Origin of the sequence: Listeria grandensis FSL F6-0971, assembly GCF_000525835.1 — a bacterium.
Taxonomy (GTDB): Bacteria; Bacillota; Bacilli; order Lactobacillales; family Listeriaceae; genus Listeria_A; species Listeria_A grandensis.
The window spans coordinates 396,897-415,354 of the sequence record NZ_AODD01000002.1 but is presented as its reverse complement, the minus strand read 5'-3'; the positions used below and the strand labels follow the sequence as shown (position 1 = coordinate 415,354).

Genomic DNA, 18,458 nt, shown 5'->3' with positions numbered 1-18,458 from the left:
ATATTTCACAACTAAAAAAGATTGAAATGTTCGGAATTGCATTAAAATGATCGATAATGTGCGTTTGTTTTACTAAAAAAGGCTAAGCTTTGTGCCTAACCTCTCTAAATTATAGCTTGTTCCGCTCTTCTCTTTTTCGCTTTATCTTTTCTGGTGTTACGTCATCACCATTTGGATCAATAAAAGTAGTGTGCTCGATTGTATCGCGCACTTGATTCCGAAAAGATTTAATATATTCTTGTCGTAATGCATCTTGTTCTAACTTCTCTTCCACCGTAAGTATTCCCGCCTTCTTTTTGCGAGACAATTCATTAATCCGGTCTATTTTTTTCTTTTCTAGCATAATTCTCCTCCTTGCGCCTTGACTTCCATCTTATACAGAAACTTCTGGCTCTTCTTTTATAGATAAATCAGAAGTACATTGCGGACATTTTGTTGCTTGTTCTGGAATAGCCGATAAACAATAAGGGCATTCTTTCGTCGCTGGCTTCTTCGGCTCCAGAGGTATGTACTTCGAAACCAATTTAATAATCAAAAATACAGAAAAAGCAATAATTAGGAAACTAATAACGTTATTAATAAACATCCCGTAATTAATGGTAGGAGCTCCAGCCGCTTGTGCTGCTTTTAATGTATCATAGTGTGCCCCGTTCAAACTAATAAACAGATTTGTAAAATCCACATTCCCTATCAACAAACCTAGCGGGGGCATAATAATATCATTCACAAGCGAGTTTACAATACTTGTAAACGCAGCTCCGATGACAATACCAATCGCCATACCTAAAGCATTTCCTTTCGAAATAAATGCTTTAAACTCTTTAAACATCCAAAAACCTCTTTTCTATCATTGTCACCGCTTATTTTACATGAAAAGGCAGGTTTTTTAAAGTATTGTGCACTAACTACTTATCTGCTAATTGGATGGAGCTATCTATGTCTGAATTCATCCTTTTTACAGGAATTGTAACCATTTCGCCCGCTGTTAACTTTCCATCGATGATTTGGTTCTCTTTCTCCACCCACGCGACAAATTCTTGCTTACTCATCTTATACTTACCAGCATACTCATCTGCTAGTCCCCAAATCGAATCCCCACTAGCAACACTCACCTCGTTATAGTCAGATTCCGCCTGATTCACAGTCACTATCAATAACACAGCGCCTAAAACAAAACATGTCATAATAAAAATAATAGCAATATAATACCGATCCCAAATTGTTTTTAAAGTCATCGTTTATCCCTCCAAAAGAATATATGTTCGCTTTTTATTCATTATAGAACACTCGTTCTGTTATGTCAATAAAAAAACGAACAATTGTTTGCATATCCAAAAAAACTTTGATATACTGGGAGTAATAAAAGAAGTAACGAAAGAGTGAACGGGGTGAAACAAATGAAATTATCAAAACGGCAACAAGATATCTATGACTTTATCAAGTCAGAAGTAAAAGACAAAGGCTACCCACCTTCCGTACGTGAAATCGGTGAGGCAGTTGGTTTAGCTTCTAGTTCGACCGTTCATGGACATTTAGCACGACTTGAAGGGAAAGGTCTGATAAGGAGAGATCCTACAAAGCCTAGAGCTATTGAAATTTTGTCATTGGAAGACGACATAGCGACCCCACATGTTATTAACGTTCCTATAATTGGTAAAGTAACAGCAGGAATACCTATTACTGCTGTTGAAAATATCGATGAATATTTTCCACTACCTGAGTATATGGCTAACGGTGAAACAGAGATTTTCATGTTAGAAATCGATGGTGAAAGTATGATTAATGCTGGAATTCTAAATGGTGACAAAGTTATCGTAAGACAGCAAAATTCTGCTAATAACGGCGAAATTGTTGTTGCTATGACGGATGATAATGAAGCAACGTGCAAGCGATTTTTCAGAGAATCTAGCCATTTCCGATTACAACCTGAGAATGACTCCATGAAACCTTTACTGCTTAGAAACGTATCTATACTCGGAAAAGTGATCGGTTTATACCGCGACATTCGTTAAGGCCAAGTCAAAAGAGCTTGTCCCACCATGGTGGGACAAGCTCTTTTTGTGCTTTCTATTAATATATTTCCATATATTGATCGCGTTCCCATTGATGGACCGCTGTTCTAAACATGTCACATTCAATGATTTTCGCCTCTACAAAGTGCTCTAAAATGTGTTCGCCTAAGCCATCCACAATAACCTCATCGTTAACAAGTTCTTTCAATGCAAGTGCCAAACTTTCTGGAAGATCATAAATTCCATGCGCGTGACGCTCTTCTTCATTCATGCCATAAATATTACGATCTACTGGTTTTGGCGGTGTCAATTTATTCTTAATACCATCTAAGCCAGCACGTAATAATACAGCCATTGCTAAGTACGGATTCGCTGCTGGATCGACACTACGAAGCTCCAAGCGAGTACTTAAACCACGTGAACTTGGAACACGAACAAGAGGGCTACGATTTTTCCCTGACCATGCAATGTAACAAGGCGCCTCATAACCTGGCACTAGACGCTTAAACGAATTGACCGTTGGATTAGTTACAGCTGTATAGCCTTGTGCATGCTTCAACATACCCGCCAAGAATTGGTAAGCTGTTTCGCTTAGTTGCTCTTCTCCGTTTTCATCAAAGAAAGCATTGCCAGATTCATTGAACAAGGACATATTGAAATGCATTCCGGAGCCGTTGACACCAAATAATGGTTTCGGCATAAACGTTGCATGCAAACCATGTTTACGAGCAATTGTTTTTACGACTAATTTGAATGTTTGGATATTATCACAAGCAGTGACCGCATCCTCATATTTGAAATCAATTTCGTGTTGACCAGGTGCAACTTCATGATGACTCGCTTCAATTTCAAAGCCCATTTCTTCTAGCTCTAACACGATGTCACGACGACAATTTTCGCCTAAATCAGTTGGCGCCAAGTCGAAATAACCGGCATTATCATTCAATTCTAGCGTTGGTTTCCCTTTCTCATCCAACTTGAATAAGAAAAATTCGGGCTCTGGTCCTAAGTTAAAATCTGTAAATCCTAAGTCATGCATTTCGGCTAATACACGTTTTAAGTTAGCACGAGGATCTCCCGCAAAAATCGTTCCGTCTGGATTATAAATATCACAAATAAGTCTTGCTACTTTCCCTTTCTCCGCTGTCCATGGGAATACTACCCACGTCGCAAGGTCTGGGAATAAGTACATATCCGATTCTTCAATACGGACAAAACCTTCAATAGAGGAACCATCAAACATCATCTTATTATCCAATGCTTTACCTAGTTGGCTCACCGGAATTTCCACGTTTTTAATAATTCCTAGGATATCCGTGAATTGCAAGCGGATGAATTTCACATTTTGTTCGTCTGCGAAGCGAAAAATGTCTTCTTTAGTATACGATGTCGTCATAATTAAATCCTCCCAATAATTGATATTATATAAACTTTTTAAAAGTAAATATCGTGTGTCAAAATCTCGGTAATTGCTGTTTCCCAGAAGCATCTTGTTTCACAAAACGGCCTGCTTGTTGCATTTCTTTTCGTAAAATCTTACGTACATCCTCATCGGTGAGCGGTAACTTTTGTTCCTCTTGCTGCATTTGGTACATTTTCTTAATTCCTGCAATATTCAGACCATCATTTAAGTAGTCTTTAATCTCAAGCAGTATATCGATGTCCTGAAGCGAGTACAAACGATGATTCCCTTGATTTCTTGCTGGATGAATTAATCCTTGATCCTCATAATAACGTATTTGACGTGCGGTAAGATCTGTAAGCTTCATGACAGGACCTATCGGAAAAAGAGGCATCGATCTTCTAATTTCTTTTTCACTCACGACTTTTTCCCCCTTCGGAAAACCACGTATTTTTCATATGTTAGTTGCATTATAATGTATGTTAAATCTTTTGTCAAATCGATGTCAGATAATCTAACATAAATAAAAACACTGTTGTACCAATCATTTAGAGTTAAAATAAAAAAACAGCAAAAAATAAATTTACTGTTTTTCAAATTTTTTTACATCTTCATGTTACTCTGTTACTTGCGTGATCGTTAATAGATTTTGCTCTACTAAACGACTCGTTGCTACTAGTACAGCAAGCTTCACATGCTCATATGTAAGGCCTCCTTGCACATACAACTGATAAGGTTCCCTAATTGGTCCGTCTGCGGTTAGTTCTAAACTTGCTCCTTGTATAAAAGTTCCTGCTGCCATGATAACGTCATTTTCATATCCAGGCATATAGGCACCTTCTGGGACAACATGTGCATTAATTGGTGAAGCAGCCTGAATGGCCTGAGCAAAAGCAACCATTTTTTCACGACTATGAAAGGACACACTTTGAATTAAATCCGTGCGCGGAGCATCCCAAGATGGATCCGTTTGAATCTGAAATGCACCTAAAATTCCCGCTGTAAAACGCGCTCCCTTAATCGCTTGCGAAACAACATGAGGTGCTAAGAAAAAACCTTGGTACATCTCAAGTAAACTGTATAAAGAAGCACCCGCCTCCGCACCAATTCCAGGTGTTGTAAGTCGGTAAGCGCACAATTCCACCAAATCTGCTCGACCAGCAATATATCCGCCTGTTTTCGCTAAACCACCGCCTGGGTTTTTAATTAAAGAACCTGCAATCAAATCAGCACCTACCTCAATAGGCTCCATCACTTCGACAAATTCACCGTAACAATTATCCACAAAAACAATCACATCAGACTTCAACTCACGAACAAACGCAATCATCTCTTTCATTTTCGCAATGGTAAAAGAAGGGCGGTCTGCATAACCTCGAGAACGTTGAATGCCAATCATTTTCGTAGTCGACTTTACCTTCGTTCGAACCAACTCAAAATCTACAGAACCATCGGCTAGTAACGGTACCATATCATAGCCAATCTGATATTCCTTTAACGAACCTTTCCCCGAACCACGAATGCCAACAATCTCTTCTAGCGTATCATACGGCGCACCCGTCATGTATAACAGATCATCCCCTGGGCGAAGGACGCCAAATAAAGCCGTCGAAATAGCGTGCGTACCCGAAATAATCTGTGGACGCACAAGTGCCGCTTCCGCCTTGAAAACGTCTGCATAAACCCGCTCTAGTGTATCACGACCGTCATCATCATAGCCATAACCCGTCGATGGCGTGAAATGAAAGTCACTTACCCGATTTTTCTGAAAAGCTTGCATTACTTTCCATTGATTTTCTTCCGCAATTAGCTCACTGTCTTTCTGAAATACGTGCAACTTCGCTTCTACCTCGTCAGCCAATTGGCGTATTTCTTCCGGTATTTGTTTAAAAAATGATGTCATTTTAGTTTTCCTTTCGTGCTTGATAGCCTTTTAATCGGTAACATTCTGTTGCTTCATCAAATTCTTCCTCGATCACTACCGTATCATGTTTATATTTATGTAACATCCTGCCGTCACTTGCTGGAATACTGGCTACATACGGTTGCCAAAGCTGCTTAATTTCCCATAACATTTTTTCCTTCAAAAAATACTGAGACGACTCTTCCAACGCACTTACTTCTACATAATTTGGCTGTGTCGGAATAAAATACGGCAATTGGCAGTCCTTTTTATTGTACACTGTTAAAATCGGAATATGCTGCATCTCTAGCTCTTCTAACAGCGTCAAAACTGTTCGCTCGTGTTGTACGTAATCAGGATTAGAGCAATCCACCACATGCAAAAGAACATCCACATTCGCCGTTTCCTCCAGCGTGGAACGAAAAGCCGCAACAACCGTTGTTGGCAAATCTTGAATAAAACCAACTGTGTCTGTTAAAAGCGCCGTATATCCTTCTGAAAAGGGCATTTTTCGGGTTGTTGGATCAAGTGTAGCAAATAGCTGATCTTCCTCAAGGGTCTTCGCATCACTTAATCTATTAAATAGCGTCGATTTCCCCGCATTCGTATAGCCGATGAGCCCAAACCGAAAAATGGCCTGGTCGTTACGACGCGAAGTCATACGCTCACGATGCTTCACTACAACATCGAGCTGCTTCTTAATATCCACCATCTTCTGCCGGATATGACGACGATCCATCTCCAACTTTGTCTCCCCAGGGCCACGCGTTCCAATTCCACCACCAAGACGCGACAAAGAAATCCCTTGACCGCTCAGCCTAGGCAATAAATATTGATATTGCGCCAAGGCAACTTGCAATTTGCCTTCCCGTGTTTTCGCCCGCATCGCAAAAATATCTAAAATCAATTGCGTCCGATCAAGAATACGTGCGTCAACGATCTTCGCAATATTCCGTACCTGTGTTGCGCTCAATTCACTATTAAACAACACCACATCGACATCCATTTCAGCGACAAATGCTGCAATCTCCTCTATTTTCCCCGACCCTACAAAAGTAGCTGGATGTACACGTTCCCGTTTCTGCGTCACTTCTCCGACGACTTCTGCTTGCGCCGTTTTCGCCAAGTTCCCCAATTCTAGCATCGAATAATAAAAATGTTCTTCTGTCACTTTAGGCAACTCACAGCCTACCAATATCACTCGTTCCACCATTGTTTCCGCACTCCCATCGTATCTTCCTTTCATCGTAGCATAAATAGCCCTACAAAGAAAGACGAAAACCATTATAAAAGCCGAACGCACACGCTTTGTAGTACTAGCGCATCACATTCGACTTTATCCTTCATTTTTTAAATTCAATCAGCCTATTCATCGTCCGATTTCAAAGCTACATTTTTTTGTGGTGAGAACGTCGAAATAGCATGCTTAAAAACGAGCTGTTGCTTGCCATCGACGTCTAGTAACACCGTAAAGTTATCAAAGCTAATAACCCGACCGCGTAACTGGAATCCATTTGTTAAAAACACTGTTGCCAAAATTTTCTCTTTCCTCAATTGATTTAAATAATGATCCTGTAACCCTTGCCCACCTTGTTTCATATCGAATCGCTCCTATTCTCTATCTTTTAAGTTATCTTCATTTTAAACGAAATGCACAAGAACTACAAATTGCACTCCCTAAAAAAAGATTCTTTTTTCTCTGCTAGTTTCAAATACCCTGTTTAGCCCCGATTAAAACACCCTATTCCCTTTTCAAAAACTGCTTTATTTCCATTGCTATTACACTGTTTATTCCTGATTCTCCAGTATCAAACCAATGCACATCTAAGCGATTTCGAAACCAAGTCAACTGTCGCTTCGCAAAACGCCTGGAGTTCCGCTGTAACAGCTCTGTCGCATCAGCAAGTGCCATATTCCCATCAAAATATGTAAACAGTTCTTTATAACCAATGCCTCGGGCAGCCGGCACATCACGAACACCTGTATCATAAAATCTGCGTGCTTCCTCAAGTAATCCCTGCGCAAGCATCAACTCTACACGCAAATTAATCCGCGCATAAAGCTCAGAACGCTCACGATTCAATCCAATCAAAAGCGGGTCAAACTCGCTCGATTGCGCCTCTTGATTCTGCAACTCCGAAAACTTCTTGCCAGATAGATGGTAAACTTCGAGTGCCCTGATAATACGCCTCGGGTTATTGGCATGCAAGCTATTCGCACTTTCAGGATCAACCTCACGAAGCATAGAAAGTAACGTTTCACTCGGCTTTTTCGCCAGTTCTTCACGAAAAACAGGATCGCTTTTCACCTCGGAAAACGTATAATCATAAAGCACAGACTGCACATAAAGCCCTGTTCCACCAACCAAAAAAGGGATTTTTCCTCGTTTCCAAATATCTCGAATCAATTGATGCGTTTCCCGTTTGAACTCCGAAACATCATAGGTTTCGCTCGGCTCCCTAATATCAATCAAATAATGCGGGATACCAGCCATCTCTTCGGGCGTTATTTTTGCAGTGCCAATATCAAGCCCACGATACACCTGCATGGAGTCACCACTGATAATCTCTCCATCAAATTTTTGCGCCAATTCGATACTTAACGCCGTCTTCCCAACCGCAGTCGGGCCAACAATTACAATAACGGGAATTTTGCTCAAAAAAACCTCCCCTTCCATATCTCCAATGTATCATAAAATGAAGATTTGTAAAGGGAGGTTTTATTATACTATTGTTAGAAATCGATCAATGCCAATCCGCTGGCTCGCGCGCATCATCAATCTGCGTTTGCAATTCCGCAACCAATTGTTCTTTAGTTGCTGCATCCCATTGAAATAAATTATCCATGTCTTTGATAACTTCTTCTTTCCACTCCAACAAGTATGGCATATCAAACAAAAGATAGCCCGTACGACGAAGCAAGAAATCAATCGGATGAATGACAGCTTCCTGATAAATCGCATAATGTAGCTGCGCATACAAACTGTTCGGCAAAGCAGATGTCCCGTTCTCTTTGTGCTCTTGCGCGTAGGTAAAGACGTGATCAATATTAGAGCCGTAACGTTTGGCAAGTTCACGACCTTCCGCCAATGTCCAACCAAAGCGATTGTTTCCTTCTTTCGCTTTTTTCTCGATGAAAGCATCAATATTATCGGAACCGCCTACATCCCCACCCGAAATTGGTAAATGATGTGTTTGTACAGCTTTGAATTTCTTACCAGTTTCTTTGGACAGCGCTTTTGTGACTTCATCTAGTAGTTTTTCAGCCATTTTGCGATACCCAGTTAGTTTTCCTCCAGCCATCGTAATTAAGCCACTTTCCGAAAACCAGACTTCATCCTTCCGCGAAATTTCAGATGGATCTTTGCCTTCTTCATAGATCAGTGGACGAACCCCTGCCCAGCTCGATTCAATGTCATTTTCGCTAATATGCACATCTGGAAACATATAGTTGATCGCCTTAATCACATATTTATGATCCTCTTCATTCGCTTTCGGATTAATCACCATTTCGTCATACACCGTATCCGTTGTACCCACATAAACCTTCTTTTCACGCGGAATCGCAAAAACCATTCGACCGTCTGGTGTGTCAAAATAAACCGCCTGCTCCATTGGGAATTTCTTTTTATCGATGACCAAGTGTATCCCCTTCGTCAAACGAAGATGCTTATTGTTCGTCGCATAATCCATCTTACGCACCCGATCCACCCAAGGACCCGCTGCATTGACAACCCGATGTCCCTTGATATCAAAAACTTTCCCTGTAATCCGATCACGTGCCACGACACCTACAACCTGCTTCTTTGTATCATATAAAAAGTTTTCTGCTTTCGTATAATTGATTACTTTAGCACCTAATTCCACCGCTTTTTTCATAACTTCAATCGTTAAGCGTGCATCATCTGTCCGGTACTCGACATAGTAACCCGATCCTTTCAAGCCTTCTTTTTTCACAAATGGATTTTTCGCCAATGTTTCTTTTGCCGATAAGATTTTACGACGTTCCTCTTTTTTCACACCTGCTAAATAATCGTAAAGACGAATTCCGAACGAAGCGCTGACTTTACCCATATTACCACCTTTATGAAACGGTAGCATCATCCATTCTGGCGTTGTCACATGCGGACCATTTTCATAGACAATCGCGCGCTCTTTCCCAAGATCCGCTACCTCTTTAATCTCAAATTGTTGCAAATAACGCAAACCACCGTGCACCAGTTTGGTTGACCTACTAGAAGTTCCCGCCGCAAAATCTTGCATTTCAATTAGCGCCACGCTCATACCACGTGAAACCGCGTCAAGAGCAATCCCTGCACCGGTAATACCACCACCTACAATAACGAGGTCAAATGTTTCCTCCGTCATCTTTGTTTGAATCGTTTCTCTATCAAAAGCCGAAAATAATTGTACCATTCTTTTTTCCCCCTCTAGAATTAAATACAGCCTATCTATCACCATCTGTTTTCCACTTTTTGTTGGCTTTAAACCGATACACAAAAAAAGAGAGACTACAAAGTAAGCGATTGCGCTCGCCATTTGTAGTCTCTCCGTATCTCAGACAATAATTAGTATTAACTTGTCTCCAATTATAGTACAGCCTCTCGTCAAAAGTAAAGCTATTTGTTTCGTCGCTTTCGGATTTCCACCGCTTTTGCCGGAAAATCTGTCATAAATCCCTGAACCCCTTCATCAAAGAGCGCTTCGATTTGCCCCGGTTTATTTGCAGTCCAGCATCTTGTCGGAACATTTTTAAGCGCGTCTATGTTCCGAATTTTGAATGGCGGATTAATACTATCCAGCTTTAGTATATCTCGTTGCGCTAAAGCGTCTTCCACATCTAGTTTTGTAATTGCAGAAAGCTTGATGTGCTTATCAAGTGCGCGCAAACGTGCCAGCGTCTCCAGATTAAAAGAACAAAATAAAAAGGTCAGCCGCCCCGCCTTCTTTTGACACAGTTCTAATACTTTTTCTTCAATGCCGTCATAATCATACGCATCTGTTTTTAGTTCGATGTTTAAGATTAGTGGATATTTACCTAAAACATCCAAGACTTCCTCCAATGTTGGAATCGTCGTTTTTTTGAACAATGCTCGCAAACGTTTTCTATAGCCTTGGTGAGCATCCAATTTACAAAGCTCGCGCAATGTAAAATCCTTTACCAATCCCGAACCGTTCGTCGTCCGATTGACTTTTTCGTCATGGATTACAACGGGAATGCCATCTTTACTCAGCTGAACATCTAGTTCAATCCCATCTGCTCCAGCTTTTACCGCCGCTAAAAAAGCAGGTATCGTATTTTCTGGGTGTGTGCCTTTACTCCCTCGATGGGCAAATATTTCCGTCAAATTCCTCACCTCATTTATGCACATTACTACCCTTTTTATTATACATAAATAAGACAATTGTCTCAAATTTAATAAATTCCTGTTATTTGCTCCTCTATCGTATTACAGTCTAGGCAACATGTGGTATTATAGATTAGTAGAGAATAACCAATGAATAGCGTGTTCGTCTTGACGTTAAACGCATCCGGGGGGATTTAATAACAGTTTCATTATTCCTACTACTTCACATTAGCAATTGAAATGGGAAACATTCTTTCCATATAGATTTGCAGTTAGGAGAGATCGCATGGAGAGATCCGCTCGACATAAAAGAAAATACGTACCTAGCATAGACGGGCTTCGAGCATTGGCAGTTATCGCTGTCATCGCCTATCATCTCAGTTTCGGATGGGCTTCCGGTGGTTTCTTGGGAGTCGACATCTTTTTCGTTTTGTCAGGCTATTTAATTACAAATATTTTACTTTCCGAATGGGAAAAAAATGAACGCATTGATTTGAAAAAGTTTTGGATAGGACGTTTCAGACGACTGATTCCAGCTGTGTATTTAATGATTGTCGTGGTGGTCGTTTTTGCCGTTATCTTCAATCGCCCACTGCTTGCCACTTTAAGAGGAGATGCAACAGCCTCCTTCCTATATATGAGCAATTGGTGGTTTATCTTTCATAACGTTTCTTATTTCGATTCATTTGGAATGGCCTCTCCACTGAAAAATTTATGGTCACTGGCCATCGAAGAACAATTTTATATCATTTGGCCACTATTTTTATTTGGTGCCCTGAAATTTATCAAAAAGCCTGCAATTATTTTGCGCATCATTGTGATTGCAGCCATCATTTCTGCGATTGTCATGGCTATTTTGTACTCTCCTGATGGTGATCCTAGCCGTGTTTATTACGGTACAGATACGCGTGCTTTTGGCCTATTACTCGGCGGGGCGCTAGCTTTTGTTTGGCCGTTTACACGACTATCACCTAACATTCCAATGGCCGGCAAAATCACCGTTAACTTGGCAGGAACGATAAGCGTCGCCATCTTTGTATTCTGTGTCGCTACTGTTAATGAGTACGATTCCTTTTTATATCGCGGAGGCATGTTTTTAATTGCGATTAATGCCATCGTTATGATTGCAACGATCGCCCACCCAGCCTCGTACTTAAGTAAACTATTTAGCTTCAAACCACTGCGCTGGATCGGCGTAAGGTCTTACGGGATTTACCTGTGGCATTACCCCATCATCACATTGACAACACCGATTACGGAAGTCGGGACACCTAGCTTAGGACGAGCTGCCCTGCAGGTCGCGGCAACATTGATTATCGCGGAACTTTCCTATCGCTATGTGGAGACGCCAATTCGCAAAAAAGGGTTTATTCCCTACATTAAATCATTCCGCCTACAAGAACTGCTACACTGGCGTGGATATCCAATCGGTAAATGGGCTTTTATCGGGAGCCTCGTTCTTCTGTTAGGATTTTTCGCACTCGGAATGAGCAACTTGATTCCAGTTAAAACAAACGCGGAAGGCACGCAAAAAACACATGTAAAAACCGTCGCAAAACCAAAAACGTCTGTAGTCCCTCCGAAAAAAGAAGCAGCACCTTCTGATCCAGCGAAAAAGCCGGCAACAACACCTAAGAAAAGTGAGTCGAAAAAACCGGTAGCACCTGATCAGATCAAGTATGCACAATCAGTCGCTATTGGGGATTCCATCATGATTGATATACAACCTGTTTTAGAAAAAGCTGTGCCTAATATCGCGATTGATGGTTTAGTCGGACGCCAGATGACGGATGCTCTCAATACAGCTACCCAATACGGTAAATATAATTCTAAAGGTAGCGCAGTGATTCTCGAACTTGGTACTAATGGTCCTTTTGCTCTCAAAAAAATGGAAGAACTTGTTCAAATGTTTGACCAGGCCAGCATTTACCTCGTAAATACACGCGTGCCACGTCAATGGGAATCTGAGGTCAACGAATCCATCAAAAAAATCGATGCAGAGTATGACAATGTCACCTATGTCGACTGGTATAGCCTCGCTGTGAATCACCCAGAATATTTTGGTCAAGATGGTGTCCATCTAACAAAGAAAGGCGTCGCAGCCTATGTCAACTTACTCACCAGCAAGATGGCACATTAAAATAATTCGCATTGTAATCTTTAGATAGATGGCAGTGCGAATTTTTTTTGCATCATAAAAAGACTAGCCGTTCTTGCTCATTAAATAAATTCTGGATTTCATTCGATTGGAATAACGCATCCTGCTCCTGATAAAATAAATAAAGCATCAACACGCGATCAAAGGCAATACTCACCGCAATACTTTTAGGCCTGATTAACGTTTCCCGATGCCTTTTTCCATTGGTTCGATAACAATATATTTGGCTGCCTTTCTCGCTTCCACTATAGAAGTGGGCTCTCTTTTCGGTAATCCTTGTAACCTATTGGCAGCATCATTAAACTTGCTCAATTTCAGATCCATTTCATTTTGATGCATAATTGAAAATTGCTTCATCATCATTCACCTTTCCAAATAATTATTGTACAATCAAGGTGTTTCCGCTTTCAAACAAGAATTAAAAAAAGACCACTATGACAGTGATCTTCATCATTGTGTATATATATTCAATTTAACACATTCTCGCTTGAGTGTAAATATTTTTACAGGCTATTCTCCAAAGACTTGTGTCCATTCTTGTTTTTTATCTAAGAAATTTTTAGCTAGCTCCTGGGCACCAGATAAACTATGACTAGCTGCCCAGCCACATTGCACTTCATTACAAGCCGGAACTTCTGTAGCATTTAATACATCAATTAACGTTTTTTCTAGAATAGAGAGCACATCCTCATAATCTTTATGATTAATAATCGATAAATAGAAGCCTGTTTGGCACCCCATTGGACTAATATCTACAATTTTATCCGAGTGGTTACGCGATAACTCTGCCATCAAATGCTCCAATGAATGAAGTGCAGGCATATCCATATGTTCTTTATTAGGTTGCATAAAGCGAATATCGTATTTATAAATTTCATCGCCATGTTCTCCCATTTTTTGACCAGCAAGACGCACATATGGTGCCTTTACTTTCGTATGATCTAGATTGAAGCTCTCAACATTCATTTTTTCAGACATTACATTTCATCCCTTTCTCAATTTTATAAGAATATTCCTAGGATAGCACACCCTAGGAATACATTTCACGTTTATTCTACCGTATTTTCTGTAATAGTTGCCAGCGATAACCATGTTTCTACCGGTACGCCTTCTAGTTGTTCGTCCATAATGAAAGAGCCATTCGAATAACGATCTGTCACGCGTAAATTAGAGACATCCATATCTACAACCACCTCTTTATTTGTGGCAATATGAATAATATCTTTACTACTCGCTAAATCGAGACTAATAAAGCGATGTGGGCTGCTTTTAAGCTCTCGAAGCATGAGCAACCCGCGCTTAGCTCTGGATATCGTTTCAAATTCAGACAGTTTCATTCGTTTTGCCGAGCCTCGTTGCGTCACCAAAACAAGATCGCGTGTTTCGCTCGGCACAATGACTTTCGCACCCGCAATATAATCTCCCGCTTTAAGATTCATCGCTTTTACACCAGCAGTTCTAGCACCAGAAAGCGGTACTTCACTAATAGAATAACGCAACCCATAACCGTTATGACTAGCAAGGAAAACTTCTTCATTTCCGATCACGGTCTCTACTGAGATTAGACTATCGTCTCCTTTTAAGTTGATCGCCATCAATGTTTTAGAGTAGCGCTGTGGCTTGTAGTTGAGAACAGCAGACGCCTTAATCATGCCATTCTTTGTTACAAACAAGAAATAATCTGTCTCGCTAAAGGTTTTCATCGGAATCGCAGCAACTACTTCTTCTTCTGCCGACGTATCCGACACAAGATGGCTCACATGTTCCCCTAAGTTCTTCCATTTGATATCCGGTAATTCATGCACCGGGCGATAAATATAGTTCCCTTTACTTGTGAAAAGTAGCAGAGAATCCATTGTATTCATCGTCTGGATAAAGATGGCATGATCTGTTTCTTTCATCGATAAATCTTCTCCGTTAGATGCTGAATAAGAACGCATCCCCGTACGCTTCACATAGCCTTCTTTCGTCACAGAAACGACGACGTCTTCACTTGCAACCAGAACTTCGGTATCAATTTTTATCTCTGAAATTTCATTTTCAATCACCGTTAAGCGTGGTGTTTTGTAGGTTTTTTTGATTTCATTTAGTTCGCTCTTGAGGCATGCAATCAAGTTATTTTCATCGCCTAAAATTGCTTCTAATGCTGAAATCTGCGTCGCAAGTTCGTCAGCTTCTTGTTGTAATTGTGTAATATCCGTATTTGTTAAGCGATATAATTGTAACGAAACGATCGCTTCTGCTTGTTTTTCACTGAAATCATAGGTCGTTTGTAAGTTTAATTTTGCATCGCGTTTATCTTTAGAACCACGAATAATGCGGATGACCTCATCTAAAATCGATAAAGCCTTCATCAGACCATCAATAATGTGTTGGCGCGCCTTCGCACGACGAATATCATACTCGGAACGCTTCGTAATAATCTCTTTTTGGTGAGCAATATACGCATCAATCATCGAAATAACACCCATCAGCTGCGGTCTTTTGTTAAAGATCGCGACCATATTAAAATTATAGGAAATTTGCAGATCGGTATTTTTGAAAAGGTAGTTCAAGACGCCGTCTGCATTCGCATCTTTTTTGAGCTCAATAACGATTCGCAAACCCGTTCTATCAGTCTCGTCGCGAACCTCAGAGATACCTTCAATTTTCTTATCGATGCGCAGGTCATCCATCCGTTTGACAAGTGTCGCTTTATTGATCTCGTACGGAATTTCCGTAATCACGATCTGTTGACGACCGCCACGCATATCTTCAATAACCGTCTTCGAACGCACAACAACGCGCCCTTTTCCAGTCTCGTAAGCTTTTTGAATCCCGTCTATGCCTTGAATAATGCCACCAGTTGGAAAATCAGGGCCTTTAATCAGTTTCATAATATCTAGCGTTGTACAATCTGGCTTGTCCAAACGCTTAATGACGCCTTCAATAACTTCGGTCAAATTGTGCGGTGGAATATCCGTCGCATAACCTGCAGAAATCCCTGTCGAACCATTTACAAGCAAATTCGGAAAACGGCTCGGTAACACCGTAGGCTCGCTCGTTGTGTCGTCAAAGTTGGAAACAAAATCAACCGTTTCTTTATCCAAATCTCGCAACAACTCGGAGGAAATTTTAGATGTTCGTGCTTCCGTATAACGCATCGCTGCAGGCGGATCACCGTCGACACTACCATTATTCCCGTGCATTTCAATCAGTGTGTTACGAACTTTCCAATCTTGACTCATCCGAACCATCGCTTCGTACACTGACGAATCACCATGTGGATGGTAATTACCAATAACATTACCAACTGTTTTCGCAGATTTACGGAACCCTTTTTCAGCAGTGTTACCTTCCACGTGCATCGCGAACAAAATCCGTCGCTGCACCGGTTTTAAGCCATCACGTGCATCAGGTAACGCCCGCTCTTGAATAATATATTTACTATAACGACCAAATCGGTCTCCTAAAACTTCTTCCAAGGCTAAATCTTGAATCTTTTCATCTGGAGTACTCACTCGCCCGCCTCCTCAATAATCATGTTCTCATTTTCTAGAATGCTTTGGTCTTCTTCTAACGAGAATTCGACGTTTTTCTCAATCCAGTTACGTCTTGGCTCTACTTTATCGCCCATCAATGTTGCCACACGACGCTCAGCGCGAGCGATATCATCAATGCGTACACGGATTAGCGTTCGTGACTCAGGATTCATCGTCGTATCCCACAATTGGTCAGCATTCATTTCACCAAGCCCTTTGTAACGTTGGATAATGTAGCCTTTTCCGATTTTTTTAATGGCAGAATCAAGTTCCTCATCCGTCCATGCATACGCCATCACTTCTTTTTTACCAACACCCTTACTCACCTTGTAAAGCGGTGGTAATGCGATGTAAACCTTGCCCGCCTCAACAAGCGGACGCATATAGCGATAAAAGAACGTCAAGAGCAACACTTGAATATGCGCGCCATCCGTATCCGCATCGGTCATAATAACGACTTTATCATAGTTACAGTCCTCGACTTCAAACTCCGCACCTACGCCGGCACCAACTGTATGAATGATCGTACTAATCTCTTCGTTTTTCATGATATCTGCGAGCTTCGCCTTCTCCGTATTAATAACTTTACCTCGAAGTGGCAAAATAGCTTGGAAACGGCGATCACGGCCCTGTTTGGCTGAACCACCCGCCGAGTCTCCTTCGACAAGATACAGTTCATTTTTCTGCGGGTTACGCGATTGCGCCGGCGTTAATTTACCAGAAAGCGATGTTTCTGAACGTTTGCGCTTCTTACCATTTCGCGTTTCTTCACGCGCCTTACGAGCAGCCTCACGTGCTTCACGCGCCTTCACAGCCTTCTTCACCAGCAACGCGCTCACTTCTGGGTTTTCCGCTAGAAAATAGCCCAAATGCTCAGCAACAACGGCATCCACAGCAGGTCTAGCTTCTTGCGTACCTAGCTTTTCCTTCGTTTGCCCCTCAAATTGCAGCAAATTCTCTGGAATTCGGATAGACAGCACCGCTGAAAGCCCTTCCCGGATATCGCTACCCTCCAAGTTCTTCTCTTTTTCTTTCAACATACCAACACGACGGGCGTACTCATTAAACACGCGTGTCATCGCCGCCTTCATGCCAGCTTCATGCGCACCAGCACCCTTTGTCCGCACATTATTAACAAAGCTCAAAATGTTTTCTGCGTAACCATCATTAAACTGGAATGCCATTGCAATCTCAATCGTATTGCTTTCTCCTTCAAAAGAAACGACAGGATGCAGCACATCTTTGCCTTCGTTAATGTATTCAACAAAGTTCTTCACGCCATCCTCAAAATGAAATTTCTCTTCCATCCCGATTCGCTCATCGATCAGCTCGATCTCCATGCCTTTCAAAAGAAACGCTGATTCACGTAACCTTTCCGATAACGTTTCATAATTATACGAAGTCATGGAAAAAATCGTTTTATCAGGTTTAAAACGAATGATCGTACCTCTTTTGTTAGTTTTACCAAGCTTGCGCAATGTTCCAACTGGTTTACCACCATCCGCGAAATCCATTTCATACGTGAAGCCATCACGATGAATCGTCACCTTTAGCGATTCCGATAAAGCATTAACAACGGAGGAACCAACACCGTGCAAACCACCACTTGTTTTATAACCACCTTGACCAAATTTACCACCAGCATGAAGTACTGTTAAAATAACCTCCACAGTCGGTTTCCCAGTTTTATGCATCCCAACTGGCATACCACGACCTTCATCCGAAACACTGACACTTTCATCTTTATGCAACACAACTTTAATTTTATGGCCATATCCTGCCAATGCCTCATCGACGGAATTATCCACGATCTCATATACTAAATGATGTAATCCTCGTGTATCTGTCGAACCGATATACATCGCTGGGCGTTTGCGTACCGCCTCAAGTCCTTCCAATACTTGAATGGAATCATCATTATATTCATTTTTTGAGCGACTCATCTTTTTTCTCCTTCCATTCTTGCGTATACATCTTGTTCGTTTACCCATTTCTACCTGCTGTCCAAACATATGTTGGTAGCAACTACTTTAACAGAATAGCATTAACTCACCAAATAATAAAGCCCCAATTTCTCTTTTGGTTACATAGCGGTTTTCTAACGCGAGCAGGTTT

General features: G+C 41.2%; 18 protein-coding genes. 2 read left to right on the top strand and 16 right to left on the bottom strand.

Going from position 1 to position 18,458, the window contains the following annotated elements; all coding sequences use genetic code 11:
- Positions 1-109: 109 nt before the first annotated feature.
- The 3 genes from PGRAN_RS02705 to yneA all read right to left on the bottom strand — a co-directional run bounded on the left by PGRAN_RS02705 (position 110) and on the right by yneA (position 1,235).
- Positions 110-343, bottom strand: a complete 234-nt coding sequence (locus PGRAN_RS02705) for a DUF896 domain-containing protein (protein WP_036064856.1) — start codon at positions 341-343, stop codon at positions 110-112.
- Between the two features lie 30 nt (positions 344-373).
- The gene (gene mscL / locus PGRAN_RS02700; RefSeq protein WP_036064854.1) at positions 374-829 is read right to left on the bottom strand and encodes a large conductance mechanosensitive channel protein MscL; all 456 of its coding nucleotides are present in this window, start codon (positions 827-829) and stop codon (positions 374-376) included.
- A gap of 76 nt (positions 830-905) precedes the next feature.
- Positions 906-1,235: a cell division suppressor protein YneA gene (gene yneA, locus PGRAN_RS02695; protein ID WP_036064851.1), complete on the bottom strand. Its 330-nt coding sequence runs from the start codon at positions 1,233-1,235 to the stop codon at positions 906-908.
- 162 nt (positions 1,236-1,397) lie between these two features.
- Between yneA and lexA the strand changes: the two genes are divergently transcribed.
- Positions 1,398-2,012 (top strand): transcriptional repressor LexA, encoded by a 615-nt coding sequence (gene lexA / locus PGRAN_RS02690; RefSeq protein ID WP_036065261.1) that lies wholly within the window; start codon positions 1,398-1,400, stop codon positions 2,010-2,012.
- Between the two features lie 58 nt (positions 2,013-2,070).
- Here the strand turns inward: lexA and glnA are convergent, their stop codons facing one another.
- The 8 genes from glnA to PGRAN_RS02650 all read right to left on the bottom strand — a co-directional run bounded on the left by glnA (position 2,071) and on the right by PGRAN_RS02650 (position 10,664).
- Positions 2,071-3,408 carry a type I glutamate--ammonia ligase gene (glnA, locus tag PGRAN_RS02685; RefSeq protein WP_036064850.1) on the bottom strand — a complete coding sequence of 446 codons (1,338 nt, stop codon included), beginning with the start codon at positions 3,406-3,408 and terminating at the stop codon, positions 2,071-2,073.
- 58 nt (positions 3,409-3,466) lie between these two features.
- Positions 3,467-3,835, bottom strand: coding sequence for a MerR family transcriptional regulator (locus tag PGRAN_RS02680; protein ID WP_036064849.1), 369 nt, complete (start codon positions 3,833-3,835; stop codon positions 3,467-3,469).
- 195 nt (positions 3,836-4,030) lie between these two features.
- On the bottom strand, positions 4,031-5,317 hold the full coding sequence (locus tag PGRAN_RS02675) for a methionine gamma-lyase family protein (RefSeq protein ID WP_036064848.1): 1,287 nt from the start codon (positions 5,315-5,317) through the stop codon (positions 4,031-4,033).
- Position 5,318: 1 nt separating this feature from the next.
- Positions 5,319-6,530, bottom strand: a complete 1,212-nt coding sequence (gene hflX, locus PGRAN_RS02670; RefSeq protein WP_036064846.1) for a GTPase HflX — start codon at positions 6,528-6,530, stop codon at positions 5,319-5,321.
- A 152-nt stretch (positions 6,531-6,682) separates the two neighbouring features.
- On the bottom strand, positions 6,683-6,916 hold the full coding sequence (hfq, locus tag PGRAN_RS02665) for an RNA chaperone Hfq (protein WP_036064844.1): 234 nt from the start codon (positions 6,914-6,916) through the stop codon (positions 6,683-6,685).
- Between the two features lie 142 nt (positions 6,917-7,058).
- Entirely contained in the window at positions 7,059-7,976 is a 918-nt protein-coding gene (gene miaA / locus PGRAN_RS02660; RefSeq protein WP_036065259.1) for a tRNA (adenosine(37)-N6)-dimethylallyltransferase MiaA, read from the bottom strand.
- Positions 7,977-8,061: 85 nt separating this feature from the next.
- Positions 8,062-9,732 carry a glycerol-3-phosphate dehydrogenase/oxidase gene (locus PGRAN_RS02655; RefSeq protein WP_036064841.1) on the bottom strand — a complete coding sequence of 557 codons (1,671 nt, stop codon included), beginning with the start codon at positions 9,730-9,732 and terminating at the stop codon, positions 8,062-8,064.
- Positions 9,733-9,935: 203 nt separating this feature from the next.
- Positions 9,936-10,664 carry a glycerophosphodiester phosphodiesterase gene (locus tag PGRAN_RS02650; protein ID WP_036064839.1) on the bottom strand — a complete coding sequence of 243 codons (729 nt, stop codon included), beginning with the start codon at positions 10,662-10,664 and terminating at the stop codon, positions 9,936-9,938.
- Between the two features lie 286 nt (positions 10,665-10,950).
- Here PGRAN_RS02650 and PGRAN_RS02645 point away from each other — a divergent pair, with 286 nt between their 5' ends.
- Complete coding sequence (locus PGRAN_RS02645) at positions 10,951-12,804, top strand: acyltransferase family protein (RefSeq protein WP_036064837.1); 1,854 nt, start codon at positions 10,951-10,953, stop codon at positions 12,802-12,804.
- A gap of 52 nt (positions 12,805-12,856) precedes the next feature.
- Here PGRAN_RS02645 and PGRAN_RS17470 read toward each other — a convergent pair whose 3' ends face one another.
- The 5 genes from PGRAN_RS17470 to parE all read right to left on the bottom strand — a co-directional run bounded on the left by PGRAN_RS17470 (position 12,857) and on the right by parE (position 18,286).
- Positions 12,857-12,979 carry a hypothetical protein gene (locus PGRAN_RS17470; protein WP_277619696.1) on the bottom strand — a complete coding sequence of 41 codons (123 nt, stop codon included), beginning with the start codon at positions 12,977-12,979 and terminating at the stop codon, positions 12,857-12,859.
- Positions 12,980-12,999: 20 nt separating this feature from the next.
- Positions 13,000-13,185, bottom strand: a complete 186-nt coding sequence (locus PGRAN_RS02640) for a hypothetical protein (RefSeq protein WP_149023957.1) — start codon at positions 13,183-13,185, stop codon at positions 13,000-13,002.
- Positions 13,186-13,332: 147 nt separating this feature from the next.
- On the bottom strand, positions 13,333-13,800 hold the full coding sequence (locus PGRAN_RS02635; RefSeq protein WP_036064833.1) for an S-ribosylhomocysteine lyase: 468 nt from the start codon (positions 13,798-13,800) through the stop codon (positions 13,333-13,335).
- A 71-nt stretch (positions 13,801-13,871) separates the two neighbouring features.
- Positions 13,872-16,322 carry a DNA topoisomerase IV subunit A gene (gene parC, locus PGRAN_RS02630; RefSeq protein ID WP_036064831.1) on the bottom strand — a complete coding sequence of 817 codons (2,451 nt, stop codon included), beginning with the start codon at positions 16,320-16,322 and terminating at the stop codon, positions 13,872-13,874.
- Positions 16,319-18,286, bottom strand: a complete 1,968-nt coding sequence (parE, locus tag PGRAN_RS02625) for a DNA topoisomerase IV subunit B (RefSeq protein WP_036064829.1) — start codon at positions 18,284-18,286, stop codon at positions 16,319-16,321. The genes parC and parE overlap by 4 nt, the downstream gene beginning before the upstream one ends.
- Between the last annotated feature and the right edge of the window lie 172 nt (positions 18,287-18,458).

Bases quoted from the DNA above. Each gene is read 5' to 3' on its own strand.
- PGRAN_RS02640 (WP_149023957.1), bottom strand. From the start codon at position 13,185: ATGATGATGAAGCAATTTTCAATTATGCATCAAAATGAAATGGATCTG.
- yneA (WP_036064851.1), bottom strand. From the start codon at position 1,235: ATGACTTTAAAAACAATTTGGGATCGGTATTATATTGCTATTATTTTT.
- lexA (WP_036065261.1), top strand. From the start codon at position 1,398: ATGAAATTATCAAAACGGCAACAAGATATCTATGACTTTATCAAGTCA.
- PGRAN_RS02705 (WP_036064856.1), bottom strand. From the start codon at position 343: ATGCTAGAAAAGAAAAAAATAGACCGGATTAATGAATTGTCTCGCAAA.
- PGRAN_RS02675 (WP_036064848.1), bottom strand. From the start codon at position 5,317: ATGACATCATTTTTTAAACAAATACCGGAAGAAATACGCCAATTGGCT.
- PGRAN_RS02655 (WP_036064841.1), bottom strand. From the start codon at position 9,732: ATGGTACAATTATTTTCGGCTTTTGATAGAGAAACGATTCAAACAAAG.
- glnA (WP_036064850.1), bottom strand. From the start codon at position 3,408: ATGACGACATCGTATACTAAAGAAGACATTTTTCGCTTCGCAGACGAA.
- hflX (WP_036064846.1), bottom strand. From the start codon at position 6,530: ATGGTGGAACGAGTGATATTGGTAGGCTGTGAGTTGCCTAAAGTGACA.
- mscL (WP_036064854.1), bottom strand. From the start codon at position 829: ATGTTTAAAGAGTTTAAAGCATTTATTTCGAAAGGAAATGCTTTAGGT.
- PGRAN_RS02645 (WP_036064837.1), top strand. From the start codon at position 10,951: ATGGAGAGATCCGCTCGACATAAAAGAAAATACGTACCTAGCATAGAC.
- hfq (WP_036064844.1), bottom strand. From the start codon at position 6,916: ATGAAACAAGGTGGGCAAGGGTTACAGGATCATTATTTAAATCAATTG.
- PGRAN_RS02635 (WP_036064833.1), bottom strand. From the start codon at position 13,800: ATGTCTGAAAAAATGAATGTTGAGAGCTTCAATCTAGATCATACGAAA.
- parE (WP_036064829.1), bottom strand. From the start codon at position 18,286: ATGAGTCGCTCAAAAAATGAATATAATGATGATTCCATTCAAGTATTG.